Here is a 24583-nt window from a genome sequence, read left to right on the forward strand (position 1 = left end):
AGGGTCATGAAATTCGAGCATGAAAACTCGGCTGACGTCATGGATAAGATCCGCCTGCACCGCACGGCCATACTGCCGGTTGGCGCCGTGGAAGCGCACGGCCCGCATCTTCCCCTCGGCACGGACAATCTGCTTGCCGAACGGCTCGCGGACAAACTGGCTGCGCGCACCGGCGGATTCGTGCTGCCGACGCTGCCTTACGGGCAGGTGTGGAGCCTGCGTCATTTTCCGGGGAGCATAAATGTGTCTAACGAGGCGCTGATTGGGCTCCTTGCCGATATCGGGGAAAGCCTGCACACCCAGGGCTTCCGCATTCTGGCCATGGTCAACGGCCATTTGGGAAATGCCGTCGCCCTGAAGGAAGCCGCGAGGGTGCTGTATGAACGGGTGCCGGACCTGAAGGTATTCTATTTCTTCTATCCCGGGACGAAGGAAGTGACCGCAGAAGTCCGGGAAACGCCTGCGGCTCATGGCACCTACATGCATGCCGACGAAATCGAAACGTCCTACATGCTGTATTTGGCTGAAGAGCATGTGGACATGGACCGTGCGATCGACGGGAAACCGCATATCCCTGCCGACGCAGACTGCACCCCCACACCCTGGGAGGAGATGACGTCTTCGGCAGTGCTGGGCGACGCCACCCGGGCCAGCCGGGCGAAAGGGGAAAAGATCATCGAACGCAGCCTGGACGCGATGGCGGACATGGTGCTGCAGGCCAGAAGGAAGCTGGATTTTGAAGCGAAGGGGGAGGAATTATGCTGATGAACGCGTATTTCAACATTATCGGCGAGCTGCTGCATAAGGTACGGACGAAGCAGGCGGAGGAGATCCGGAGAGCTGCCGTCAAGGTCGCGGATTGCATAGAGCAGGGAGGCATCATCCATTTATTCGGCTGCGGGCATTCGCATATCCTTACCGAAGAAGTGTTCTATCGGGCCGGCGGGCTTGCTCCCATCCGTCCCATCTTCGTGGAGAAGCTGATGCTGCACGAAGGCGCAGTGCGCTCATCCGAGCTGGAGCGGCAGAACGGCCTTGCGGCAGACTTCATGGATGAGCAGGATATCCGGGAAGGCGAAGTGGTATTCGTGCTGTCAACCTCCGGGCGTAATCCGGTACCGGTGGATGTTGCGCTAATGGCCGGGCAGAAAGGTGCCTTTACCGTCGGTGTCACCTCCCTGGCGTATTCCAAGAGCCAACCATCCCGCCATGAGAGCGGCCGGCATCTGGCCGACGCCGTCGATCTGGTCATCGACAACTTTTCCGTTAAAGGGGATGCGGTGCTTCGGTATCCAGGCATGGAGGTCGCCTTTGCGCCCAGCTCGACGGTGATCGGAGCGGCGATTCTGAACGCCGTATTCGCGGAGGCGATCGGGATCATGTTCGACAAGGGGCTTACGCCGCCGGTATTTTTGAGCGGCAACATCGACGGGGCCGATGCGCATAACGAGGCATTGATCGAAGCTTATAAGGGCCGGATCGCGCTGCTGGCGTGACCGGCTTCATAAAGGGGAGGAGCAACATGATTACACAAACGGTGACGATACGGAATAAACAGGGCTTTCATGTGCGGCCGGCTCAGCAGTTCTCGGACCGGGCGGGACAATATGAAGCGCAGGTGGCGGTCGTAACGGAGGATGGACGCCGGGCCGACGGCAAAAGCATGCTGGAGCTGATGACGCTTGGGCTCGAAGCGGGATCGGTCGTCACGATCGAAGCCGCCGGACCGGGAGACGAAGAAGCGGTCCGCGCTTTGGCGGAGCTCGTGGACGGCAAGTTCGGTGAGGACTGATGGACACGCTGTATGTTCAAGGCATCGGCGTGTCGGAAGGGGTACGGATCGCGCCGGCCTTCATCTACCGGCGGAAAGAGGCCGGCGATGCGCCGGCTCCCGCGGAGCTTCCCGACGACCCGGGGGCGATTCGGGCTGAGCTCTCCAGGCTGGGAGAGGCGAAGCGCCGGTGTGCCCGGCAGCTGGAGGAGCTGGCGGCAAAGGCGGCGGAGACGCTCGGTGAAGACCAGGCCGGGATCGTGACGGGTCAGCGCAGGCTGCTGGATGACCCGGCCTTCTATCCGAAGATGGAGGCCTGGGTGCAGGAGAAGGGGGTGCCCGCGGAGCAGGCCGTTACCGGCATCGTGGAACAGGTAGCCGGCGTGTTCGAGGCTATGAGCAGCGACTATATGAAGGAGCGGGCCGCGGATATCCGCGACATTGGCGGACGTCTGCTGAACGCTTTGGCGGAGAAAGAGGACTGCGGGTTATCCGCGATTACGGAGCGGGTCATCCTCGTGGCGGACGACTTGGCGCCGTCGGACACGATCCAGCTGGACCCGGAGCGGGTGGTGGGGCTGATCACCCGCTCCGGCGGTGCGACGTCGCACACGGCGATCCTGGCGCGCTCGCTCGGCATTGCCGCCGTCGTCGGCGCCGGCAGCGCCATCGACGGCATCGCGGACGGCGATCTGATCGCCGTCGACGGGGCGGCCGGACGCTGCATCGTCCGGCCCAGCGAGGCGGAGGCGGAGCAGAGCCGCCTCCGGATGGAGGAGGGCGAGCGGGAGCGCGCCGCGCTTGCCCGTTACGCCGTGCTTCCGGCGGTGACCGCCGACGGGACGCGCGTGGAGCTGGCGGCCAACATCGGGACGGCCGCCGAAGCGAAGGCCGCCGCCGCGCAGGGCGCCGGCGGCGTGGGGCTGTTCCGCACGGAGTTTCTGTTCATGAACGCCCCGGCCATGCCGGGCGAGGAGGAGCAGTTCCGTGCGTACCGGGAGGCGGCGGCCGCCATGGATGGCCGCCCGGTGATCATCCGCACGATGGACATCGGCGGTGATAAGGCGCTGCCGTATCTGGATCTGCCGCGGGAGGACAATCCGTTCCTCGGCTATCGGGCGATCCGGGTCGGCCTGGGCAGGCAGGATCTCCTGAAGGTTCAGCTGCGCGCGGTGCTTCGTGCCAGCGCATTCGGGAACGTCAAGGTGATGTTCCCGATGATTTCCGGGATGCAGGAGTGGCGGGAAGCCAAGGGCGTGCTGGAGGAGGCGAAGGAAGAACTGAGGCGCAGCGGGGTGGCATTCGACGAGCGCATCGAGGCGGGAATCATGGTTGAGGTGCCGTCGGCGGCCGTCATGGCAGGGGCTTTTGCCCGTGAGGTCGATTTCTTCAGCATCGGTACGAACGACCTGGTTCAGTATACGCTGGCCGTGGACCGGATGAACGATAAGGTCGCTTACCTGTACGATTATTTCCACCCGGCGGTGCTACAGTTGATCCGCCAGGTCATCGAAGCTTCCCATCGGGCGGGCAAATGGACCGGTATGTGCGGCGGGATGGCCGGCGATCCGCTGGCTGCTCCGCTGCTGCTTGGGCTCGGTTTGGACGAGTGGAGCATGGAGGCAGGACGGCTGGGCGTTATCAAAAAAGAACTGTCAGCTCTCGACCGGGAAGCCTGCCGCTCGCTGGCCGACAGCGTTCTGACGCTGGATACGCCCCAGGCGGTTCGTCAGGCGCTCGAAGAGTTTCGCCGCGCCATCGGGCATACGCTTTAGGTACATCGTTCAAGCATCCGACCGCTGAATTTGCAGGAAAAGGCAGAGCGTCCTCTATGAGAGGATTCTCTGCCTTTTGGATTTGCGGCATGGCGGAGTGCGATATTGCTGTAATTGCAGAATTGCTGGAATTGCTGAATTGTAGTAATTGCGGTATTACGGTAATGCGCAATACGGTAATGCGCATTACGGTAATACGCAATACGGTATTGCGCATTACAGCATTGCGGTACGAAGAATAACGCCTTTCTGCGGTCTGCCCGAATGCCTCTTTGGTTATATGCGGCGCCATTCGGATTTACTGAAGCAGGGGTTATATTTTCCGTACCGGCCACAACAGTACCTCCAGCCGCGGGGTATACGTCAGCAGTGCCGGCTCCGGATCATGGATCAAGCCGAATGAGGCCGTCAGGCTGTTCTCCTCGATCCACAGTCCGGCCTCCTGGAGCGGCCAGGGAAGGTGGTGAATCTCCCCGATTCGGAGCTTACCGTCGGATCCGGCGGAAAACAGACAATACCGCTCGGTCAGCCAATGGACGAGGGTCCCGGGCTCGGCATGATAAACCTTCGGGTTTACCGCGCAGTACCGGCTTTTCCATACCGCCGGGGACTCTCCGTGCCCGCGATCCCTTTCGCTGATGTAATGGATGAACCCCTCTTGATGGCCCTTTTGCATTCGGGCGTAGCGGTAGGGCAGGCGGGCCAGCATGCGGGCCCCCGCAACCGCAAGCGGATTCGACGCTTCAAGCGTCAAAAACCAAATGCCGGGTTTTCCTCCGCAATTCACGTATGTTCTAACGTTCAGTTCCAGGAACTTTCGGGTCCCCGGTATGGGCGGCATACCCCGCAAGCGGAGCGGATCCAGCAGAAACGGGGCGACGCTGATCCACGGCCTTCCTTCCCATCGCTCAAGCTCAAGGCCGGGGGGAATATGGGGAAGCAGGCTGTGTTCTTCTACCGGCCAATGGGCGAAAAGCAGGTCGTTCCAACCCTGCTTCATGACCCAGGGCCCGTCAGGCATAGGTATCGGACGATGGCTCGTTTGTTCCAGGATGCTGCGGTTTTTCATGGTTCTCTCCTCTCGGCGGTTTGGGTAGGGGTTACGTATCGTTATTACCCATCTATGCACAAATACGATGTTTCATATCCTGGGGCACGGGTAAGTAATGAATGCAAGCGCAACACTCAAAACCCTAGAAGGAGTGATTCGAAATGGCAAATAACAAAGATAACCGTAAGATGACCGTCGAAGAAGCCGGACGTATGGGTGGCGAGAAAACCGCCAAAACGCATGACAAAGAATTTTATCAAGAAATCGGCAGAAAAGGCGGCGAAGCGACGGCTGATTCCCATGACCGTGAGTTCTATGAGGAAATCGGGCGTAAGGGCGGCGAGGCGACATCAGACTCGCATGACCGCGAATTTTATCAGGAAATCGGCCGGCAAGGCGGAGAAGCGAGAAATGATAGCGATGGCAGGGACGGCAAAATGAGCCGTGAGGAAGCTGGCCGCAAGGGCGGAGAGGCCCGGGCCCGTCAAAGAGACAACTCTTAATCAGTCGATACGATAGATGAACCACAATAAAAAGGACCTTCCTTCGGGAAGGTCCTTTTTACTATTACATGGCGCGTCAATCCCTGCCCGCGGCCGTCAGACCGGCGAGTTTGGCGCTCGTCATCGCGGTATCGGCAAGGCGCCCTTCGCGGCCCACCCAGTCGCCGGCGACGTACAGCCCGCGAATTTCCGGAACGGCCGGTCCCGGTGCGGGAGCATCCCCGCTTCGCAGCGCAGGCCGGGACGCATGAGCGGCAAGCAGATTCGGGGAGAAACGGACGGCGGCGGCTTCCCGCTCCCAGCCCGGCTGAATGGCCTCAAGCCTTTCCTTCAGCCGCCCCAGGACCAACTCGGGATCACGGGAAGAACTGGAGCCGTGGTATGTCATCACATGGATTACTTGGGAACCGTCTTCTGTGAGCGGGATCGCTGCCGAATGGTTCGAATAATAGAACGGCTCATCCAGTCCGAGTACAAACGCCCGATCCGGATGGGGCATCTGCTTCAAAGCGACGTCCAGGCAGGAAACGTACAGCGGGTGAGCCTGCTCCTTCCAGACCTCCAGCGAACGGCTGTGTAATCCGGAATCCTTGAGCCATCTGCTGACCGCATGCGGTCCGGCCGCGGCGATGATGCTGCCTGCTCTGAGGAGGGTCCCTTCGGACAGAAGGATGCCGGTGACCGTTCCCTGCTCATGCACAATTTGGGCAGCTTCGGCACCTGCGGCGATGACAACGCCGGACCTGACGGCTTCCCGCTGCAGGCTGTCGATGACCGTCTGCCAGCCCCCCAACACATACCGGACGCCTTGGCTGGCGAGCTGTCCCTGCTCCAAAACGTAGCCTGCGCTTAACTGCTCCATGTCGTCATCGTAGGCCCACTGCCTGCACATGGCGTAAAAGAACTGGCGGACGCGGTCCGAGCGGACATGCCCCGGCGCCCATTCCTTTATGCTGATCGAGCGGACCGGTGCCGGATCGATCTGGTTTAGGTTTTCCATGAGCGTACTCCATTCCGCCTGCTCTTCGGGACTCAGCTCTTCAGTGGCATGGATCAGCCTCCCGTCTAGAATGCCGTACATGGCGTTTTTCGTCCCGCTGCCCAAGGAAGGTTTGCAGCCGAGCTCTTCCAAAATCCGCAGCGCAGCGCTGCCTTCGTACATGGCACGGGGGCCGTAATTAAACAAGGCTCCCCCGATTCTGGCGGTTTGGGCCAAGCCGCCAAGGCGGCTGTCTTTTTCAAGCAGTATGACGGATCGCCCGGCCCGAGCTGCATAAATCGCTGCGGTCAGACCGGTCAGCCCACCGCCGATCACGGCAATATCATAAAATGGGTGTTCCATAGTCATGTTCATATTTAGTTTCATTATAGAGTACGCTCCCCTCAAATATGTTACTTATAAGTCACATATAATATATGTTACTTTATGGTAACATGTCAATAGAGTCAAAGGGGATTTATTTGAAGAGCCTCAGCAAGTATGGTACGACCTATCGGTTGAAAGGATAGAGGAGATGATAGCATTTCTGCAGCATAAAAACCCTGCTTCCAGCAAGGAACAGGGCTTGGTCATGGATCGGCGATGGCCGTATCCGGTATGAACATGGTTCCTCAGCCTCCAATAACATCCAGAACCATCTCGGTCAATCTGCCGATCGTAGGCTGATCCAGGGGACGCTGCAGCTGATACATGTTCACGGATCCCGACAGGCGGGTTGTGCATTCAAAATGCCACGGGGTTAGACCGCTCTCTGCGAGGAGCGAGCTGCGGTAGGTATGGCGATGGAGGAGCGGCAGGCGCTCCAGGCCCCCGATTTCCCGGATCTCGGGCTGCTCGCAGTCTGTTTTGACCAGTTCAAAAACGCCTGCCAGCGGAATCGGTTCGGATGCAAACTTGGCGAGAACCGGGACCGCATACTTCGTTTCCCGGTCGAACAGAGGACGGAGACCGCCCGCGTCCATGCCAAACGTGTCAAGGCTGTCCTGCCAAAGCTTCTGCTGTGGATAGGCAGGGGCAACCAGTGGAAGCTGCTCCGTATCCATCGTAACGGCGATGACATCGTCGGTCAGCAGCTGGCATCCCTGCTGCAGCAGGGCTGATGCCAGCGTAGACTTGCCGTGTCCGGAATGGCCGACCAGGGCGTAAGCCTTGCCGTTCATAACGACGGCGCTTCCGTGCAGGGGCAAAATCCTTCTCTGCATCAGAATAGCTCCCATGCAGGTCCCGAGGACATACAACCGGATCTGATCCTCGTCCGCGTCTGCCTCCGGCGAGACGTAAATGTCGGTTCCGTTCTCTGCGCTGAACACGGCCAGCTTCGGAATCCGGAACATCACCTGCTGCTCGCTTACAGCGAATTTGTTGACGGGCGTTTCCCGTCGTTCCCAGGCATCGTTAAGATCGGCCAGACCGACCCGCACTTGGACATCTTGGCCGAAATGCCCGACCGGCCGAAGCTCGGGCAGCGGGATTTCACTTTCTATCGTAAGCCCGAAGGCTGTATATATCGCTGGTTTGATCATATATTTTCTCCGCTTCGTCAAAAGAATGTGGATATAAGAACAGCCCTTACCCCATATCATTGGGACCAAGGGCTGCTCCTGATCGCTCGGTTATGAATTGGAATTAGCTGTAGAAGACAGGATCATCCGGGTCCGGTTGGAAAGAGTCCGGTTTGCCCTTTCCGGGGCCAGCCATCGTCATGCTGACTTCCAATACTTCCAGTTCAGGTGTAGTCCATTCTTTTTTCATCGATTTCACCTCCTTTCAAAAGTTTCGCTCCAGAAAGCGGTACACGATCAAGCTTCGCATCAGCACCTTGATGGCCGGACTGTAGGCCTGGCTTGGGTGCATCCCGTTTCTGGCTTCGTCAAGCGCTTTGCGTACGACAGGAATGTTCAGCACCTGCTGCATGCGGGAGTCCCGGCACAGTTGGTCCAGCTCCTGGACCATTTGCGCCCAGTGCGGAGTCATCCGGTGGAGGATATCGGCCGCCTGGATCCCCTTGAGCCGCTGATTCAGCCGGACGTTGTCGGGAAGGTAGCCTTGGGCAGAGCGTCTGATCAACGCGCGGTCGAGGCCGTTCTGCACATACTGCTCCATCGGTACCGAAAGGCAGAACCGGATGACGCGCAGGTCGTTGGTCGGATCATGCGCCCAGAGGGGATACTGCAGCGACAGCTTGCTGACGCTCGTTCCCGTTGTGCTCCATACGTTATAGCTGTCAAAATGATACTTTCTTGCCTCCACCGGGTCGGAGGGAAGGTCTTCGCCCGATCCGATTTCGGTGAACTGCCTGTCCGTCAGCTTGTCGTAAACGCCGGCCTGTCTGGCGAATTCCGGGTTAACCAGCTGCGGAAATTCATTGGCGGACGAGGCGGCATGCCGGCGTTTCAGAAGCGGAAAAGCCTGCTTGCACAGCTCGGCTATGATGCGCTTGCGTCCTACGCCAATGTTCATACTGTATTGATTAATCTCCCCGCGCAGGCGGACCCACGCCATTCTCTTCATCAGCTTGGCGTAATAGTCCAAGGCGTTGCCCCAGGAGATGCTGTAATTTCCTCTTGCGCCATTTAGCAGAATGCCCACCCCACGTTCATGCGCCTGCTCGTAAATTCCTCTAAGCCAAAATGAATTTTCGAAAAATTTGTAGGGTGTCTCCATAATGTCCAGCCAGTGGTCGATATCCGAATATGGACTGCGGCCGTTAAAGCTGAGGTAGCTGTCCTCGATGTTCCCCGCATGCTGGACGGTCTGCCGGATGAGCGGCCTTTCGTCGGCCAGTCTTCGCTTGGGCGTCCAATCCTCGAAGCCTTCTTCGGGAACGTAGCTGAACGTATGCAGTTTCCGGTGATCACGTTCCAGCGCTTTCGCCGCAAAACCGGCAACCGATCCGGAATCCAATCCCCCGCTTAAATGAGCCCCCACCACCCGGCTTGTCCGCTGCAGCCTTGAGGTAACGGCCCGGTTAAACACGTCGCGGAAAGCTTCCTGATATTCTTCGGAAGACTTAAGCTGCAGGGGGGAAGTCTCCGTCAAGCTGTAGTATCTGGAGACGGACACCTGGCGGCTGCGGACCGTGAGCGTATGCGAAGGCGGCAGCTGCTCGATATGCCGGTAAACCGTCGTAGATAAGTCCGGCGGCTCAAAAACCCCGCTGATGGCAAGAAACTCGGCCAGCCAAGCTTCGTTCAGCTCCTGTTGAACATACGGCAGGGATAACAGCGGGCCAATGGCCGTGCAGAAGGACAGCTGTTCCCCGTTCCGGTGGTAATAAAGGGTTCGTGCACCGGAGAAATCCCGGGCTCCGAACAGCATCTGCTTGTTGCCGTCCCAGATCATAAAAGCAAAGTCGCCGACCAGACGCTCCGGCATCGACTCTCCCCATTTTTCGTAAGCGAGCAGCAGAATTTCCCCGTCCGTCATAGCTTGTCTTGCACGGGAAGGGACCTGCAGCCCATCCATCAGCTCATCCCGGTTATCGATGATGGCGTCGGCGGTAATGGCCAGCCTGCGTTCTGCGCAATAGAAGGGCAACAATTCGTGGGCAGACTGCTGCGTGATCCACTGGGCGTGACAGCCAAACCACACATGGCCCTGCTGCCATACCGAACTCCGGTCTGCCGGATACCGTTTCAGCGACTCCATAATGGGCGCTCCGGCGCTGACGTCTAAGGGGTCTTGGCTAAACCGGTAAATCCCCGCAATTGCGCTCATGAGATCTTCCTCCGTTATGTACCGTTCAAACAATTTGCGACAATATGTATCTAGTTCTTCTGTATCATACTACATGTATACATATTGTATCAACATTTTTTTTCAGCTTGCGAAATTTAGTGAATTTGGATGAGGAAAGATTACCTGGTTTGCTTTTTGTCGGATGGGAGAGCTGAACGCGGAGGCCGCGCTGCCGTTCTGGAACGGTTTGTCCGCTTGATATAAGCCTGGAGCATAAGGCAGAACAGGTAGGCGCAGAGGATGCCGAACGTATCGTTCACGATGTCGTAAATCCGTCCGCTTCGGAAAAAATACAGCTGAAGAACCTCGGTTAACGCTGCGTACAAGATCGCCGTCATGACGGCAAGCTTCGAGCCGCGCAAATTGGACAAGAGCAGCTCCAATAGAAAGAAACCGATAAAATGCCCAATTTTTCGGTTGATCCAGGCCTCGCTCGACCACTGTAAATCAAGCTTGAGCAGCTCACTCCAATCGGGTGAGGGGTTCAGCCGGAAATCCGCCTGGTGATGGTGGAGAAGGGCGTTGAAATCGAAAGAACAAGTAAAGACGAACAGGCAGACCGCCCAGGTCACGGTGAGAAAAATGCGCATAATTCCTCCTTCATTTAAAGCGCTTCCATTATATATGTGTCCGTTCTGAGATGAGAGAAGGCGTGTTTACGATACATAATGTAACTTTTTTCGGCAAGTATATAGCAGCATTTTTCGGATTTCAAGTTTGCAGGCCGTCAATTTTTTTATCGCCCGGAAAGAGAATGAGAATTTTAACTGTCTGAATATGCATGGAAATGCGGATGAAAGCGGTTTTTCGCTGCATAATCATGTCGCTTTTCGAAAAAAATTAGAGTCATTTGCTTGACATGATACATTTTGTATCTTAAAGTGTAGGATGAATAATACATATTGTATCGGTAAGGTGTGACCCACAACTGCAGTTGAAAAATGATTAGCGGGGGTAGCGTGTTTATGGAGCTTAAACAGTATTTTCGAATCATTGTAAAAAAGTGGTGGTTAATCGCGGCGATTGTCGTTATTGCCGTTGCGGCTACCGGAGTCAAAAGCCTCTACCTCACGACGCCAGTCTATGAGGCCAACGCCAAACTGATCGTAAACCAATCTGCCTCTGCGGACGGCGGGGCCAGCTTGAATGCCGGGACGATCCAGACCAGCATTTTCCTCATTAACTCCTATAAAGAAATCATCAAGTCGTCCGCCATTATGAACAAAGTCGTGCAAAAATATCCCGATCTGAAAGCATCGCCCGGTGAACTTGCAGCGATGATCTCGGTCACTTCAGCTAATGATTCGCAGGTCATGAACCTGGTGTATCAGGATCCGTCCTATACCCGGGCGGCCAAAATCGTTAATGCCGTCTCCATGGTGTTTAAGGAACAGATTCCCCGCATTATGAACGTGGACAACATTACGATTCTTAGCGAAGCCGATACCAAAGCTTCCCCTGGACCGATCAACATTAACCCGGTTATGAACATGCTGATCAGCTTTGTCGTTTCCCTGATGCTCGCCATCGGACTGGTTTTCCTGCTTGACTATCTGGACGATACGGTGAGAACGGAGGCCGAGGCTGCGGAAATTTTGGACATGCCGGTGCTTGCGGTCATCAGCGAAATGAACCGGGCGGATTTGAAAACCCGAAGCGGCACAAGTATACCAAATCAAAAAGTAGGTGAAGGCAAGTATGCGACGCTCAATCAATAAAGAAGCCCTGGTCGTATCCGGGAATCCAACCTCCCGGGTATCCGAGGCATACCGGCTGCTCCGGACCAAAATTCATTTTTCCCCCAAAGACGCGGCGCATCAGGTCATCATGGTCACATCGACGCGTTCTTCCGAAGGCAAAACGACAACGGTCAGCAATTTGGCGGTGACTTATGCGATGGAAGGCCGGAAGGTGCTCCTGATTGATGCGGATATGCGCAAACCGGCGCTGCATGACATCTATTCTCTTTCCAACCGGCACGGGCTGAGTACGGTACTGGCCGGGGACGTGCTGGTGCAGCAGGCCGTTCAGGAGACGGGCATTAACCATTTATCCATGCTGACGGCCGGGCCCGTGCCGGCAAATCCGGCAGAGCTGATGGACTCGGCCGCCATGCGGGACATGCTGGTGCAGCTTCGGCAGGAGTACGACGTCATCCTCATCGATACGCCGCCGGTGCTTGCGGTATCGGACGGCGTCATTACGAGTGCGTTATGCGACGGCGTCATCATGGTGGTTGCCGCGGGCAAGGTCAAACGGAGCCACCTGAGGGCGGCCAAGGAACAGCTGGATCATGTGAAGGCCAACATGCTGGGACTGGTGCTTAACCGAAGCAGCCGCGACCAGCAGGCCTTTGCTGCGGACCATTACGGTATGCAGGCTCAATAAAGACATGTTTTTCAAGAAGGTAATGCCTACTGCACCTTTATCACTGGAGGCACTCGGTCACGCTGTGGGTCCTATGGACCTTAGACATTCATTGTCGAGGGTGTGATGTGAGGACGGGTTGAATGCCCTGTTTTTTAGAAAATGGAGCTATGGTCTTTTCCCTGTTTGCGAAGAGCATATAGCTAGGTTTTCTACATACACAGCATGCATCTGGGGTACAAAGAAAAATATAAAAGATGGGTAGTGAATGAGATGAGGAAAGTGAAAAAAGCGATTATTCCCGCCGCGGGGCTTGGAACCCGGTTCTTACCCGCGACCAAAGCGATGCCGAAGGAAATGCTGCCGATCGTCGACAAGCCGACGATTCAGTACATCGTAGAAGAAGCGGTGGCGTCCGGAATCGAGGACATTATTATCGTGACCGGCAAAGGCAAGCGCTCCATCGAGGACCATTTCGATCATGCGTTTGAGCTGGAGAACAACCTGTTCAGTAAGGGGAAGTTTGATCTTTTGGACGAAGTCCGCCGGTCCTCCAACGTGGAAATTCACTACATACGCCAGAAAGAAGCCAAAGGGCTGGGGCATGCGGTGTGGTGCGCCCGCAACTTTATTGGCAATGAGCCCTTTGCAGTGCTGCTTGGGGATGACATCGTACAGTCCGAGGTACCCTGCATTCGCCAGTTGGTGGAGCAGTACGAGCAAGTTGAAAAGTCCGTCATCGGCGTGCAGACTGTTCCGAGCGAGCAGACGCACCGGTATGGGGTGGTTGCGCCCTTGGAGAAGTTCGGACGTTTGCACGAAGTGAGCTATTTTGTGGAGAAACCGCCGGCAGGACAGGCTCCGTCGAACCTGGCCATTATGGGCAGGTATGTTCTGACGCCGGAAATTTTCAGCTACCTGGAGCTGCAGGAAGAAGGAGCCGGCGGGGAAATTCAGCTGACCGACGCCATTCAAAAGCTGAACGAGAGCCAGGGCGTCTATGCTTACGATTTCGAAGGCACGCGTTACGATGTCGGCGAGAAGCTGGGCTTCATCATGACGACACTGGATTTTGCGCTGCAGTACGAAGAACTGCGCACCCCGCTGCTGCAGGGGATGGAGCATATTCTCGAGCGGGAACAGCTCGGCAAAATAAATCGCTAGTGAGGTGATAGGTGGTGATCTCTCCCACACCGCAAAGAAACGAGTCGGATGTCGCATTCGAGGGTACGCCGGCGTACTCGCCATATGTTCTGGAGAACGACAATCCCCGGGTCATTTATCAAGCGTTTAAAAGAGCGACGGATATCGTCCTTGCGCTGATCGGCCTTGTCGTGCTCTCACCGTTGTTTCTGATCGTTGCGATTCTGATTAAACTGGAGGACCCGAAAGGGTCCGTTTTTTTTGGACAAACCCGTATCGGTAAAGACGAAAAGCCGTTCCGGATGTACAAGTTCCGCTCCATGGTATCCAATGCCGAGGAGCTGCTGGATGGACTTCTGGAGCAAAACGAAATCAGCGGCGCCATGTTCAAAATGAAAAAGGACCCGCGCATCACCCGGGTGGGCGCCGTCATCCGCAAAACGAGCATCGACGAGCTGCCGCAGCTTTGGAACGTTGTGCGCGGAGATATGTCGCTCGTCGGCCCCCGGCCGGCCCTTCCGCGGGAGGTCGCGGAATACAGCAGCTACGATAAGCTGCGCCTGAGGGTCATCCCCGGGTGCACCGGCCTCTGGCAGGTGAGCGGGCGAAACGAGCTGAGCTTCAGCGAGATGGTGGAGCTGGATTTGCGGTATATCGAGCAGCGCGGCGTGATGATGGATTGGAAGATTATTTTTATGACGATCCGAATGTTTGCAGGTTCAAAGAATGCTTATTAAAGATCGGGCAGGAGCTGATGGTTTATGGATTTGAATTCGAGAATTTATGTGGCTGGACATCGAGGATTAGTGGGGTCTGCGATTCTGCGGGCCCTCCAACAGCGGGGGTTCCACCATTTAATCACCCGTACAAGCACAGAACTGGACTTGAGAAATAAGGCCGAGGTCGATCGTTTTTTTGGACAGGAACAGATCGAATACGTTTTTTTAGCGGCTGCCAAGGTTGGGGGGATTACGGCGAACAATGATTACCCGGCGGATTTCATCAGGGACAATTTACTCATCCAAACCAATGTCATTGACGCTGCGTACCAAAACCAAGTGAAGAAGCTGTTATTCCTTGGTTCCACCTGTATCTATCCGAAGTTTGCCCCGCAACCGCTAAAGGAAGAATACTTGCTTACCGGTGAACTTGAACCGACCAATCAGCCCTATGCCATTGCCAAAATTGCAGGCATCAACATGTGCCAGTCGTACAACCGCCAATACGGAACGAATTACATATCGGTGATGCCGACGAATATGTACGGCCCCAACGACAATTTTGACTTACAAACGTCCCATGTTCTGCCGGCGTTAATCCGCAAATTCCATGAGGCGAAGCAAAACAATCTCAGCTCGGTCGAGGTATGGGGGACTGGAAACCCCAGACGGGAGTTCCTCCATTCGGATGATTTAGCTGAGGCCTGTTTGTTCCTTATGGATCAGTATGATGACAGCGACATTATTAACGTCGGCGTTGGTCAGGATATTTCAATCAGGGAACTGGCGGAGCTCATCCAGTCGGTGGTTGGTTATGAAGGGGAGATTGTGTTCAATTCGACTGTGCCGGATGGTACCCCCAGAAAACTGGTAGACGTTACGAAAATCAACAAGCTCGGCTGGAAAGCCAAAGTTACACTTAAGGAAGGTCTGGAATCGGTTTATAAGGCTTACCGGAACGACCTTTTAATCAAACAAGTATAGAAAATATCGGAGGATAATATGAAGAGAGCGCTGATTACAGGGGTTACAGGACAAGACGGTTCCTATTTGGCGGAGTTATTGTTGGCAAAAGGCTACGAAGTGTTTGGACTGCGGAGACGGACGAGCACGCCAAATTACGAAAATATTCAACACATCAAAGACAAGATTAAATGGATTTCCGGGGACTTGACGGACTTGGCTTCCTTGATTGAAGCGGTACGCTTATCCGATCCTGACGAGGTATATAACCTCGCCGCCCAATCGTTTGTTGCCGCATCTTGGCCCCAGCCTTTGGCAACGGGACAAATGACTGCGATTTCGGTAACCAACATGTTGGAAGCCGTGCGCATTATAAAGCCGCAGGCTAAAGTCTACCAGGCTTCCAGCTCCGAGATGTTTGGAAAGGTCGTTGAAACGCCGCAAAAGGAAACAACTCCATTCTATCCGCGCAGCCCCTACGGCGTTGCGAAAGTATATGGACATTGGATCACGGTCAACTATCGCGAAAGCTTTAACATGTTTGCTTGTTCCGGAATCCTATTTAATCACGAGTCTCCGCGGCGCGGACTTGAGTTTGTGACCAGAAAAGTAACGGACGGCGTAGCCAGAATTAAGCTCGGTCTGGAGCACGAACTGAGAATGGGGAATCTCGATTCGCTTCGGGACTGGGGATTTGCCGGGGATTATGTGAAGGCCATGTGGCTGATGCTGCAGCAAGACGAGCCGGATGACTATGTTATTTCCACAGGTGAAATGCACAGCGTTAAGGAGCTTCTCGAAGTAGCTTTCTCTTACGTTGGTTTGGATTACAGAGATTACGTTGTGATTGATCCCGAATTTGTGCGTCCCGCAGAAGTGGATCTATTGCTGGGCGATTGTTCGAAGGCCAAGGAAAAGCTGGGTTGGCAACTGGAAGTAGGCTTTAAACAGTTGATTCAGATGATGGTTGATGAGGATTTGAGGAGAGTTAGAAATGAGAGTGTAAAATATGAAGTCCCCGCTGTACATTAATGCAACAAATTAGTGGATCGGCGCTTTTGTTGAAATACAATTGATCCTTTTCGGAGTGGAGACGCGTCTTATGAAACTGCTTAATAAGCTGCAATCATTAAAAAAAAACGGGGATTTAAAAAATGTATTATACAGTCTCTCATCGTATTTCGTATCGCCCATTGTCATTATTGTAACGACTCCCATACTTTTAAAAACGTTAGGCAGCTCCGATTACGGCATTTGGGTGCTAATTAATTCGCTGATAAATGTTCTAGGCATCTCGAATTTTGGTCTTGGAAATGCATTTATCAAACTTGGATCGGAATATGCGTCCGATGAAGATGACCCTAGGTTTGGGCAGATGTTCTCTGTATCATTTACACTTTCCGTTATTCTGGCCGTTGTAATGAATGTACTGGCATTAGCATTGGATACCACCCTTTTTCCGCTTTTTTTTGGTCATTCCAGTTTAGACTCTATTTTGCCAGTAATTCACCTCGTTGGTGGTGTCGTTGGTCTTAGAATTATTAATAGTGTAATTTCAGGATCCTATATGGCTAAGCAGAGATACGATATCAACAGTAAAGTTAATATTGCCTATAATCTGATAACATCCATTTTGTTTACTATACTGGCTGTACTTTACAAGGATATTAAAATGCTCGTCGTTTTCTTGTTTATCTCTTCTATCCTACTCCTTATCATTAATGCCTTTATTGCTAAAAAGGTGAATTCAAATATTCAGTATCGTATTAGATTTAGCAAATCGGTTTTTGTGAGAATATTCAAATATGGGGTCTTTTCATGGTTCCAAATGATCATCAGTGCTCTGAATAACCAGGCGGATAAAATTATCATCGGTGCTTTGCTAGGATCCCATGTGCTGGGATATTATTCTGTCTGTATGCAGCTTGCGATGAAAATTCATGAAATTCCTGCAGCGGCGAGCGCTTTTTTATTCGCGAAATTCAGCGCATTATATGAAGGTAAAAAGGTAAAAGAAATTAGAAAGATATATTTTAGGGCTTTTTTGTTTAAATCCATATTTATTATTATTTCTTCTTCCATAGCTGTAGTTTTTGCTTATCCGATTCTCAGCGTATGGATCGATCCCGGATTCGCCAGTGAGCATGCGTTTTTATTTCGTGTACTTATCATTTCTGTTGCGATCGGAGCCTTTAATGTTATTCCAAATTATTGTTTGAATGGAACGAATTATATTAAGCTAAATACCGTCTTATCGATGTCTACCTCTATAGCTATATTCTCATCAATCTTTGTCCTTACACCTTATTTTGGAGATCTCTCAACAGGGATATCCAGATTAATAGGTATCCCGCTTGTCATATTCTCTATTGTCTATGTGCATAAGAGAATACTAACAATAAAACCAAATAAGCAGGGAGAAAATAAAATCCATGACATACTTACAGAAACAACGCATGCCTAAACTATGGCCAATGATTCAAGGGAGATAGGTGGAAAAATGTGAGAATTCCTATGTTCATTGAAACAACCGAGACGACATACCGCTATCCGAAAATTTCTATAAGCAAGCCACAGGTAAGAGGCATATACCTGACTAGTATGTTTTTAGTCATTATTCTAACTATGATTGGCTTGCATTTTAAACTTTATCTAAAGACGGATTTATCGATGATTTATGTGTTATACATTTTGCTCGGAGTTTCCAATATTATGGTTACTTCCAGAGGGATCACATGGGATAAAATCGTGGGGTGGTCCTTTTTTGTTTATTCTATTGGAACTCCTTTGTATTTATTGACAAATGGAGGACTAGAGCGTTTCCTTGGTACGAAAATTTATTTTGACGAAGTTTACTCGTATGTTACGGTTTCTGAGTCGCTTTATTATAATATCCTATTTATCTGTTCCTTTTACTTTGCCTATTTTTTGTCTCCTGACAAAGCGAAAGAGTATTCCAAATCCCAAAATGCCACCAATAAGTTTAATTATTTTCATTCAAAATTATTTATACATTATTGGTTGCTTGCGTCAGCAGGTTTATTCTTGCTCGGAATTTACAAAATTAATTATATGAATGCTATCGTGTCAGGCTACAGCCTGAAAAATCCAGGATATGTCTATTTATTTACAGCAGTGTTTGCCATCAATATCAGTATATTGATTTTGCTTCGAATGACCAACTTTCAGAAAAAGTACCTAGTGATCGCAGCTTTTTTTCACTTACTGCTCTTCCCATTAGGGATCAGGCAGCTGACATTTACATTCATTATTCAACTGATCATGTTATACAAATTGACTCATTACCAATTCAGACTGAGGACAAGAGATATCGTAATTGGCCTGACGGGACTTGTCTTTTTTGGTTTCATAGGAATGTTTAGATCCGGTGGAGAGCAAACATTTTCATTTTTATCCTTAATCAAATCACCTTTGCGTTTCTTCTTTTACGAAACGACGTTCAATTATGTAAGTTTTCTAAAATGCCTGAACTTGTTTAAAGAATACTCAATAAATTTTTTGTATGGGAAAACGATGCTGGATCCGATTATTGAAATGATTCCTTCTTTTCTATTGAATGATAAAAACAGCTATCAGTTTTTTGAGCAATTTATCGCCAGATATTCATCTATTGAAAACATGAAACCTGTTGGCACGGCCCATTTACTTACAGAGCTATTTGTAAATGGAGGTATATTCTTTATTTTTATTTTTTCGATGGTCTTAGGCTTTATGTCTAAATTCCTTAACCGTTCCATGTGGAAGGCCATTCATACCAATCATTTTATCGGTCAGATCCTATTTTCATCCATTATTCCTTTTGTCATTATTCAGCTGAATAGAGGGGGAATCTCCGTCCTCATCAAGCTATCTTTCCAATTCGCCATACTTCCTATCATTATTATCTATTTGTTTCGTAAGAGAACTGGTTCAACAAAAGCAAAAAATATAGGGTGAATGATATGATAAAAACACTTTTACTTACTAATACTATTGCTCCTTACCGAATTCCTGTACTGAATAGATTAAAAGAACATAATGACATCGAATTAAAGGTATGGTATTTGGAAGAACGTGAAAAGAATCGGCAGTGGAATATTAATCACCAAGAAATTAATTATAACTATACCTGTTTGCCTGGAATTCACACTTATATCCAAAGGATGGATATGGGGGTGCATATTAATCCAGGCATTTTTTTTAGACTTGTGAAGGAAAATCCGGACGTTATTATTACTTCAGGTTACGATTCTTTGGGCTACTGGTCAGCACTGTATTATAGCAAAATGTTCAGGAAGAAATTTATTGTTTGGTGGGGAAGCACTCTGGAAAGCAGCAGAGTCAATAATGGATTAGTCAATCGGGCAAGGAAACTTTTTTTTCATTCTGCGGACGCTTTTATTACGTACGGAACGGAATCAGCCAACTGCTTAAAGCATTACGGAGTCGAACAGAAAAAAATCGTGGTTGGTTACAACACGGTTGATATTCGATTTTTTAGAAACAAATACAAGGAGTATTTAAATCGAGCAGATTCCGATTATAAAAAGCAGAATAAATTGAAGTTACTGTTTATAGGTCAGTTAATTGAACGAAAAGGATTAGTGCAAATCATCGATGCATTGAATTTACTTGGGGATTCCTCCTGGGAATTAAAGATTGTCGGGTCGGGTCCAGACGAACAAAAATTAGCCCAAAGGGTCAAGAACTATGGTTTACAAAGTCAGATCCATTTTGAGGGCTACAAACAAAAAGAAGAATTGACAGATTACCTTATTCAAAGCGACTGCTTGTTATTTCCTTCTTTGATCGAAGTATGGGGGCTTGTCGTTAACGAGGCTTTGGCCACGAACACCTTTGTACTGGCATCCAAATACGCTGGTGCTACGAAGGATATTATCATCAACCAACAGAACGGTCTGATTATTGACCCATTGGATGTTAATGACCTGTTACAGGCATTCCGGTGGTTAATGGACCATCAGGATTACGTACGCTCCCAATGGAAAATGAGTTTTCAATTATGGAGAAAATTACATCCTCATTCCTATGCCAAGGCCGTTTCTGAAGCAATCAAAACAGCAATTTCATGAGGTGCTTGAAAATGATCAATATCCTTTACATTCAACCGTATGCCAGCCATGTCGGGGGCGTTGATACAGTCCTTCTTCAACTTGTTCAGGGACTGGATAAAAACAAGTATAAACCATATGTTGTTCTTCCTGGTCACAGTCCCTATGTAGAAAAGTATGAAGCCGCTGGAGCTACTGTGTTGTTCAGTGTTCTTGCTGTTTTTGGCAAGCCGACGGATCCGATGTATTTCGCTCGTAATTTCGTTAATTTATTTCGAAGTATTCGCTCTATCCGGCAGATCGCATCAAAGTACAACATCGATTTAATTCATTCTCATAAGATGGAGCTGATTGGAGGCAACATAGCGGGTAAGCTGATGGGAATACCTACTTTGCAAACCGTTCACGAGCTGCCTAGAAAACCGCTAATCGCTTATAAATTTGTTGGTTATTTGAATCATTGCTTTAATGACAAAGTCATTGTTTTATGTGACCGGAGCAAGACGATGTTCAAGTGGGGAAAGCAGCATTCTAGTAAGCTGATCAAAATTTATAACGGAATTCATGTGGAACAGTTAGCGGTTCACAACAAGACGGTTCATCCTTTAAAAAAGGAACTTGATTTAAAAGACCAAGATAAAATTATCATCACGGTTGCTCGTTTATCGCCAATGAAAGGAATAGAGTATCTGCTTAAGGCAGCTCATCTAACAAAAAAAACAGATCCATCGCTAAAGTATATTATCGTGGGAGATGTTGCTTTTGATTCCGACTTACATTACAAAGAGTCATTAATGAGCTTGGCAGATGAACTGGAACTGGATAATGTCTTCTTTCTGGGATTGCGCAGAGACATTCCTGAATTATTGTCGCAGGCGGATCTCTTTGTTTTGCCCTCCGTCTATGACATCTTCCCTACAGTAATCTTGGAAGCTATGGCTGCTTCGCTGCCGATTGTGGCTACTGATGTGGGTGGAGTCCCGGAGATGGTCACAACCGATATAGGGAAACTGGTCCCTGCAATGAACGGAGAAGCACTTGCTGATGCGATCATGGAAATTTTCAGCAAAGAAAATAAAGATGAACTTGGAATGAACAGCAGAAAACGTTTGATGAGAAGTTTTACCAGAGAGCATTACATTAAATCTACGGTCCAAGTGTATGACACCTTGCTGCAAAATAAACCAATTTCGAATGGGAGCACGATTGTCCATGATCAGTAACCGTATTCGATTGGATCAATATCATCAAGAAGGATATTCCAGAGGGAGAAGCGGTTGGTATGTGCTGTTTTGGTGGCTTGTTCAAGGAAGTCTTTTTCGCTTTTCTCTTCATCCGATGTATAAATGGCGAAATTTTCTGCTGCGCTTATTCGGTGCCCATATTGGTAAAGGTGTTCAAATCAGGGCTTCGGCAAAATTTACATACCCATGGAAAGTGAGCATCGGTGATTACTCATGGATTGGTGATCAGGTGGAATTTTACAGTTTGGATCGTATTGAAATTGGGGAGCATTGCGTTATATCACAGCGTTCCTATCTATGCACAGGAACCCATGATATCCATGACCCTAAATTCGGTTTAATGACTAAGCCCGTAATAGTTAAGGATGGGGCCTGGGTAGCAAGTGACGTTTTCATTAATCCAGGCATCACTATTGGTGTTATGGCAGTAGTTGCCGCAAGAAGTACGGTTACTCGTGATGTGCCAGCAAATGAAATCCATGCGGGTACGCCTGCGCAATTTAAGAAATATAGATTTGATGAGAGTCGAGAAAAGAGACAATTGAAAGGGATTGGGCTATGAAACCTAAGATTGTTTTTGTGATTAATTATTTTTATCCGGATTATGCATCAACGGGGCAACTGTTAACCGAACTCTGTCTCCACATTCAAAAAGATTTTCACATTATTGTGATTGCGGCACAACCTGAAGACATGAACGCTGACAGTTCATTAGGTACTCGATTCACGAATGATCGATTGCAGGATATTGAAATCATAAGAATTCGACTCCCTAAACAGGATAAAAAGAATAAATGGAGTAGGCTGCGATATATTGCCGCCTATTTTTTTTATGCGAACTTACTTGTTTTGAGACAAAGGAATATCAACATTTTGTACACCATTTCTACTCCGCCCATCCTTGGCGGATTCATCGGATCCATAGGCAAGTTTTTTAAACGGGCAAAGCATATTTATAATATTCAGGATTTTAACCCAGAACAGGCGGAAGCAGTAAGTTTTATGAAAAACAAATCGTTATATCGGATAGCCAAGTGGGTAGATACCTTAAATTGCAAATATGCAGACCATATTATTACGGTGGGTCATGATATGCAAGAAACCTTGTATAAAAGGTTTGCTAACCGGGCGATTACAGCAAATACAGTGATAAACAACTGGACGGATGAACAGGAAATTGTGCCTTTACCAAAAAAACATCCAAGAGTTCAAGAGTTTATTCACACACACGGCTGGCCAAACAAATTTATCGTCATGTATTCAGGCAATATGGGACTTTACTACGACTTGGAAAATCTAATTCAGATAACAAAGGATCTAGCACACTTCGAGGATATGAAATTCGTTTTTATAGGCGATGGCGCTGTTAAGGCAGAAATGGAGGCATTCGTAAGCAGTAATCGGCTGAATAATGTAGCGTTTCTTCCTTTTCAATTGAAATCGGATCTAAAGTTTTCTTTAAATGCCGCAGACGTTCACCTCGTTGTCAATCAGAAGGGGATTAAGGGCGTATCGGTTCCTAGCAAAATCTATGGTGTTATGGCTGCAGGAAAACCGATTTTAGGCGTTTTGGAAGAGGGGAGCGAAGCCTGCCGACTAATTCAGGCAAGCGGTTGTGGGGTGGTCGCCGAGCCACAGGATTATGCTGCGGTTACCAAGAAACTGACCTATCTGTATAAGCTCAAACGAGATGAACTGGCCGAAATGGGGATGAAAGGAAGGGAGTACTTGGATCAACACTTAAAGAGAGAGCAATCGTTGGATAAATACCGAAGCCTCTTATTGTCTATATAAGTAACTAAGAGATTCCCATGATGGAGGGGTAGATATGAAACTCGTGCTGTTGTCAGGAGGATCCGGCAAGAGATTGTGGCCGTTATCGAACGATGCAAGATCCAAACAATTCCTTAAAGTGCTAGAGAATGAAAGCAATGAGATGGTATCCATGGTCCAAAGGGTATGGAGCCAGATTACAGCAAACGGATTATCCCATCAAAGTTATATTGCCACAAGCAAATCTCAAATTGAAATCATGCGGAGTCAAGTTGGAGAAGACGTTCCCCTGATCGTGGAGCCCGAACGGAGGGATACTTTTGCAGCGGTGTCTTTGTCCGCTTCCTATTTATATTCACAAGAGCTCGTTTCTTTAGATGAAGTAGTCGTTGTATTACCTGTAGATCCTTATGTAGAAAACCACTTTTTTAGTGCCGTAAAACAATTGGAATCTGTATTAAATAGTGCCAGAGCAGAGATTGCACTTATTGGCGTTAAACCGACTTATCCGTCATCCAAATATGGTTACATTATTCCATCACTTAGAAAACATGAAATTGACAGTGTGTATTTGCCGGTCAGCCACTTTCATGAAAAGCCAACAGAAGAGGCAGCCGAATTGCTAATGAGCCAAGGCGCGCTTTGGAATTGCGGTGTTTTTGCATTCAAGCTCGGCTACATGATCGACTTGCTGGAACGAAAAGGACTGCCGGTCCGGTTTGAAGAATTGTCGCGGGAATACTACAAAATTCCCAAAATCAGTTTTGATTATGAAGTGCTGGAGAAGGCGGCCAATATAGTTGTTATTCCCTATAAGGGGTATTGGAAGGACCTTGGTACCTGGAATACGCTAACGGAAGAAATGAAGAATAGACAGATTGGCAAAGGGATTATGAGTGATGATTGCGATAATACCCATCTCATCAATGAGATTGATATCCCTGTTTCGATATTAGGATTATCTAATGTGGTCGTAGCCGTTAGTCCGGACGGGATACTGGTAACGGATAAGAGCGCAAGTCCCAAAATAAAAAACTACGTTAATTTTGATCAGGGCCCCATGTATGAAGAGAGGCAGTGGGGGTGGATTCGGATTTTGGATGATCAATACTATGAAGATGGTCGCTGTGTTAGCACGAAACGGGTCAGCATCCAAAAAGGAAAGAACCTAAGTTACCGGATGCAGGTCGGTCGCGAAGAGGTATGGACTATTGTTAAAGGTAAAGGGGAATTTATTCAAAATGGAAATTATATGGAAGTAAGTGCCGGCAATGTTCTTCATATTCCGATGAAAACACTTCACAGTATCAGAGCTTTGACGGAGCTCGAAATCATTGTGGTGCAAAGCGGAATGAAACAGGAGCCTAATCAGATTATAGAGCTTTATCAAAACTGGAACGAAATTGCAGAGCACTGTATAAAGGTTTGAATTGGCTCAAATATGCTTTAGCAACTGAGGGGAGT

24 protein-coding genes are annotated in these 24583 nt (G+C 49.9%); 18 read left to right on the top strand and 6 right to left on the bottom strand.

The window, feature by feature from the left end; genetic code table 11:
- Window positions 1–6 precede the first annotated feature (6 nt).
- From ABID47_RS09520 to ptsP, 4 genes are read left to right on the top strand one after another with little or no spacing between them, the layout of a single operon-like run.
- Window positions 7–765: a creatininase family protein gene (locus tag ABID47_RS09520; RefSeq protein WP_354496175.1), complete on the top strand. Its 759-nt coding sequence runs from the start codon at window positions 7–9 to the stop codon at window positions 763–765.
- On the top strand, window positions 762–1496 hold the full coding sequence (locus ABID47_RS09525; protein WP_432807113.1) for an SIS domain-containing protein: 735 nt from the start codon (window positions 762–764) through the stop codon (window positions 1494–1496). Before ABID47_RS09520 ends, ABID47_RS09525 begins: the two co-directional genes overlap by 4 nt.
- Window positions 1497–1522: 26 nt before the next feature.
- On the top strand, window positions 1523–1792 hold the full coding sequence (locus ABID47_RS09530; RefSeq protein WP_076170389.1) for an HPr family phosphocarrier protein: 270 nt from the start codon (window positions 1523–1525) through the stop codon (window positions 1790–1792).
- Window positions 1792–3546, top strand: coding sequence for a phosphoenolpyruvate--protein phosphotransferase (gene ptsP / locus ABID47_RS09535; protein ID WP_354496177.1), 1755 nt, complete (start codon window positions 1792–1794; stop codon window positions 3544–3546). Before ABID47_RS09530 ends, ptsP begins: the two co-directional genes overlap by 1 nt.
- Before the next feature lie 313 nt (window positions 3547–3859).
- Here the strand turns inward: ptsP and ABID47_RS09540 are convergent, their stop codons facing one another.
- The gene (locus ABID47_RS09540) at window positions 3860–4615 is read right to left on the bottom strand and encodes a YqjF family protein (RefSeq protein WP_354496179.1); all 756 of its coding nucleotides are present in this window, start codon (window positions 4613–4615) and stop codon (window positions 3860–3862) included.
- 143 nt (window positions 4616–4758) lie between these two features.
- On the opposite strand from ABID47_RS09540, the gene ABID47_RS09545 reads away from it, so the two are divergent.
- Window positions 4759–5100 carry a KGG domain-containing protein gene (locus ABID47_RS09545; RefSeq protein ID WP_145135924.1) on the top strand — a complete coding sequence of 114 codons (342 nt, stop codon included), beginning with the start codon at window positions 4759–4761 and terminating at the stop codon, window positions 5098–5100.
- A 76-nt stretch (window positions 5101–5176) separates the two neighbouring features.
- On the opposite strand, the gene ABID47_RS09550 is transcribed toward ABID47_RS09545, so the two are convergent.
- From ABID47_RS09550 to ABID47_RS09570, 5 genes are all read right to left on the bottom strand, one after another.
- Window positions 5177–6466, bottom strand: a complete 1290-nt coding sequence (locus ABID47_RS09550) for a phytoene desaturase family protein (protein ID WP_354496182.1) — start codon at window positions 6464–6466, stop codon at window positions 5177–5179.
- A 245-nt stretch (window positions 6467–6711) separates the two neighbouring features.
- Window positions 6712–7623, bottom strand: a complete 912-nt coding sequence (locus tag ABID47_RS09555; protein WP_354496184.1) for an aldolase — start codon at window positions 7621–7623, stop codon at window positions 6712–6714.
- A 103-nt stretch (window positions 7624–7726) separates the two neighbouring features.
- On the bottom strand, window positions 7727–7852 hold the full coding sequence (locus tag ABID47_RS09560; protein ID WP_105441696.1) for a paeninodin family lasso peptide: 126 nt from the start codon (window positions 7850–7852) through the stop codon (window positions 7727–7729).
- Between the two features lie 15 nt (window positions 7853–7867).
- Window positions 7868–9817 carry an asparagine synthase-related protein gene (locus ABID47_RS09565; RefSeq protein ID WP_354496186.1) on the bottom strand — a complete coding sequence of 650 codons (1950 nt, stop codon included), beginning with the start codon at window positions 9815–9817 and terminating at the stop codon, window positions 7868–7870.
- Between the two features lie 140 nt (window positions 9818–9957).
- A complete protein-coding gene (locus tag ABID47_RS09570) occupies window positions 9958–10428 on the bottom strand; it encodes a VanZ family protein (protein WP_354496188.1) in 471 nt (156 codons plus the stop codon).
- Between the two features lie 375 nt (window positions 10429–10803).
- On the opposite strand from ABID47_RS09570, the gene ABID47_RS09575 reads away from it, so the two are divergent.
- The 13 genes from ABID47_RS09575 (at window position 10804) to ABID47_RS09635 (ending at window position 24548) form a co-directional block, all read left to right on the top strand.
- Window positions 10804–11556 (top strand): YveK family protein, encoded by a 753-nt coding sequence (locus ABID47_RS09575; protein ID WP_076170381.1) that lies wholly within the window; start codon window positions 10804–10806, stop codon window positions 11554–11556.
- Window positions 11537–12226 carry a CpsD/CapB family tyrosine-protein kinase gene (locus ABID47_RS09580; protein WP_354496190.1) on the top strand — a complete coding sequence of 230 codons (690 nt, stop codon included), beginning with the start codon at window positions 11537–11539 and terminating at the stop codon, window positions 12224–12226. Before ABID47_RS09575 ends, ABID47_RS09580 begins: the two co-directional genes overlap by 20 nt.
- A gap of 252 nt (window positions 12227–12478) precedes the next feature.
- Complete coding sequence (gene galU / locus ABID47_RS09585) at window positions 12479–13369, top strand: UTP--glucose-1-phosphate uridylyltransferase GalU (protein ID WP_076170786.1); 891 nt, start codon at window positions 12479–12481, stop codon at window positions 13367–13369.
- 17 nt (window positions 13370–13386) lie between these two features.
- Window positions 13387–14085, top strand: a complete 699-nt coding sequence (locus tag ABID47_RS09590; protein ID WP_145137868.1) for a sugar transferase — start codon at window positions 13387–13389, stop codon at window positions 14083–14085.
- A gap of 24 nt (window positions 14086–14109) precedes the next feature.
- On the top strand, window positions 14110–15051 hold the full coding sequence (gene fcl, locus ABID47_RS09595) for a GDP-L-fucose synthase (protein WP_354496192.1): 942 nt from the start codon (window positions 14110–14112) through the stop codon (window positions 15049–15051).
- Between the two features lie 18 nt (window positions 15052–15069).
- On the top strand, window positions 15070–16062 hold the full coding sequence (gmd, locus tag ABID47_RS09600) for a GDP-mannose 4,6-dehydratase (RefSeq protein ID WP_354496194.1): 993 nt from the start codon (window positions 15070–15072) through the stop codon (window positions 16060–16062).
- 70 nt (window positions 16063–16132) lie between these two features.
- A complete protein-coding gene (locus ABID47_RS09605) occupies window positions 16133–17494 on the top strand; it encodes a lipopolysaccharide biosynthesis protein (RefSeq protein ID WP_354496196.1) in 1362 nt (453 codons plus the stop codon).
- 248 nt (window positions 17495–17742) lie between these two features.
- The gene (locus ABID47_RS09610; RefSeq protein WP_354496198.1) at window positions 17743–18987 is read left to right on the top strand and encodes an O-antigen polymerase; all 1245 of its coding nucleotides are present in this window, start codon (window positions 17743–17745) and stop codon (window positions 18985–18987) included.
- A gap of 5 nt (window positions 18988–18992) precedes the next feature.
- A complete protein-coding gene (locus ABID47_RS09615) occupies window positions 18993–20123 on the top strand; it encodes a glycosyltransferase family 4 protein (protein ID WP_354496200.1) in 1131 nt (376 codons plus the stop codon).
- 11 nt (window positions 20124–20134) lie between these two features.
- Window positions 20135–21325, top strand: coding sequence for a glycosyltransferase (locus ABID47_RS09620; protein ID WP_354496202.1), 1191 nt, complete (start codon window positions 20135–20137; stop codon window positions 21323–21325).
- Window positions 21315–21908: a WcaF family extracellular polysaccharide biosynthesis acetyltransferase gene (locus ABID47_RS09625; protein ID WP_354496204.1), complete on the top strand. Its 594-nt coding sequence runs from the start codon at window positions 21315–21317 to the stop codon at window positions 21906–21908. The genes ABID47_RS09620 and ABID47_RS09625 overlap by 11 nt, the downstream gene beginning before the upstream one ends.
- The gene (locus ABID47_RS09630; protein ID WP_354496206.1) at window positions 21905–23140 is read left to right on the top strand and encodes a glycosyltransferase family 4 protein; all 1236 of its coding nucleotides are present in this window, start codon (window positions 21905–21907) and stop codon (window positions 23138–23140) included. The genes ABID47_RS09625 and ABID47_RS09630 overlap by 4 nt, the downstream gene beginning before the upstream one ends.
- 34 nt (window positions 23141–23174) lie before the next feature.
- A complete protein-coding gene (locus ABID47_RS09635) occupies window positions 23175–24548 on the top strand; it encodes a sugar phosphate nucleotidyltransferase (protein ID WP_354496208.1) in 1374 nt (457 codons plus the stop codon).
- Window positions 24549–24583: the final 35 nt, after the last annotated feature.

Origin of the sequence: Paenibacillus favisporus, assembly GCF_040545415.1 — a bacterium.
GTDB classification, from domain to species: domain Bacteria; phylum Bacillota; class Bacilli; order Paenibacillales; family Paenibacillaceae; genus Paenibacillus_AQ; species Paenibacillus_AQ favisporus.

Coding starts and splice junctions, on each gene's coding strand:
- ABID47_RS09580 (WP_354496190.1), top strand. CDS start 11,537: ATGCGACGCTCAATCAATAAAGAAGCCCTGGTCGTATCCGGGAATCCA.
- ABID47_RS09570 (WP_354496188.1), bottom strand. CDS start 10,428: ATGCGCATTTTTCTCACCGTGACCTGGGCGGTCTGCCTGTTCGTCTTT.
- ABID47_RS09520 (WP_354496175.1), top strand. CDS start 7: ATGAAATTCGAGCATGAAAACTCGGCTGACGTCATGGATAAGATCCGC.
- ABID47_RS09530 (WP_076170389.1), top strand. CDS start 1,523: ATGATTACACAAACGGTGACGATACGGAATAAACAGGGCTTTCATGTG.
- fcl (WP_354496192.1), top strand. CDS start 14,110: ATGGATTTGAATTCGAGAATTTATGTGGCTGGACATCGAGGATTAGTG.
- ABID47_RS09565 (WP_354496186.1), bottom strand. CDS start 9,817: ATGAGCGCAATTGCGGGGATTTACCGGTTTAGCCAAGACCCCTTAGAC.
- ABID47_RS09555 (WP_354496184.1), bottom strand. CDS start 7,623: ATGATCAAACCAGCGATATATACAGCCTTCGGGCTTACGATAGAAAGT.
- ABID47_RS09635 (WP_354496208.1), top strand. CDS start 23,175: ATGAAACTCGTGCTGTTGTCAGGAGGATCCGGCAAGAGATTGTGGCCG.
- ABID47_RS09610 (WP_354496198.1), top strand. CDS start 17,743: ATGGTTACTTCCAGAGGGATCACATGGGATAAAATCGTGGGGTGGTCC.
- ABID47_RS09620 (WP_354496202.1), top strand. CDS start 20,135: ATGATCAATATCCTTTACATTCAACCGTATGCCAGCCATGTCGGGGGC.
- ABID47_RS09625 (WP_354496204.1), top strand. CDS start 21,315: ATGATCAGTAACCGTATTCGATTGGATCAATATCATCAAGAAGGATAT.
- ABID47_RS09605 (WP_354496196.1), top strand. CDS start 16,133: ATGAAACTGCTTAATAAGCTGCAATCATTAAAAAAAAACGGGGATTTA.
- ABID47_RS09540 (WP_354496179.1), bottom strand. CDS start 4,615: ATGAAAAACCGCAGCATCCTGGAACAAACGAGCCATCGTCCGATACCT.
- ABID47_RS09545 (WP_145135924.1), top strand. CDS start 4,759: ATGGCAAATAACAAAGATAACCGTAAGATGACCGTCGAAGAAGCCGGA.
- ABID47_RS09615 (WP_354496200.1), top strand. CDS start 18,993: ATGATAAAAACACTTTTACTTACTAATACTATTGCTCCTTACCGAATT.
- ABID47_RS09630 (WP_354496206.1), top strand. CDS start 21,905: ATGAAACCTAAGATTGTTTTTGTGATTAATTATTTTTATCCGGATTAT.
- gmd (WP_354496194.1), top strand. CDS start 15,070: ATGAAGAGAGCGCTGATTACAGGGGTTACAGGACAAGACGGTTCCTAT.
- ptsP (WP_354496177.1), top strand. CDS start 1,792: ATGGACACGCTGTATGTTCAAGGCATCGGCGTGTCGGAAGGGGTACGG.
- ABID47_RS09575 (WP_076170381.1), top strand. CDS start 10,804: ATGGAGCTTAAACAGTATTTTCGAATCATTGTAAAAAAGTGGTGGTTA.
- ABID47_RS09560 (WP_105441696.1), bottom strand. CDS start 7,852: ATGAAAAAAGAATGGACTACACCTGAACTGGAAGTATTGGAAGTCAGC.
- ABID47_RS09550 (WP_354496182.1), bottom strand. CDS start 6,466: ATGAAACTAAATATGAACATGACTATGGAACACCCATTTTATGATATT.
- galU (WP_076170786.1), top strand. CDS start 12,479: ATGAGGAAAGTGAAAAAAGCGATTATTCCCGCCGCGGGGCTTGGAACC.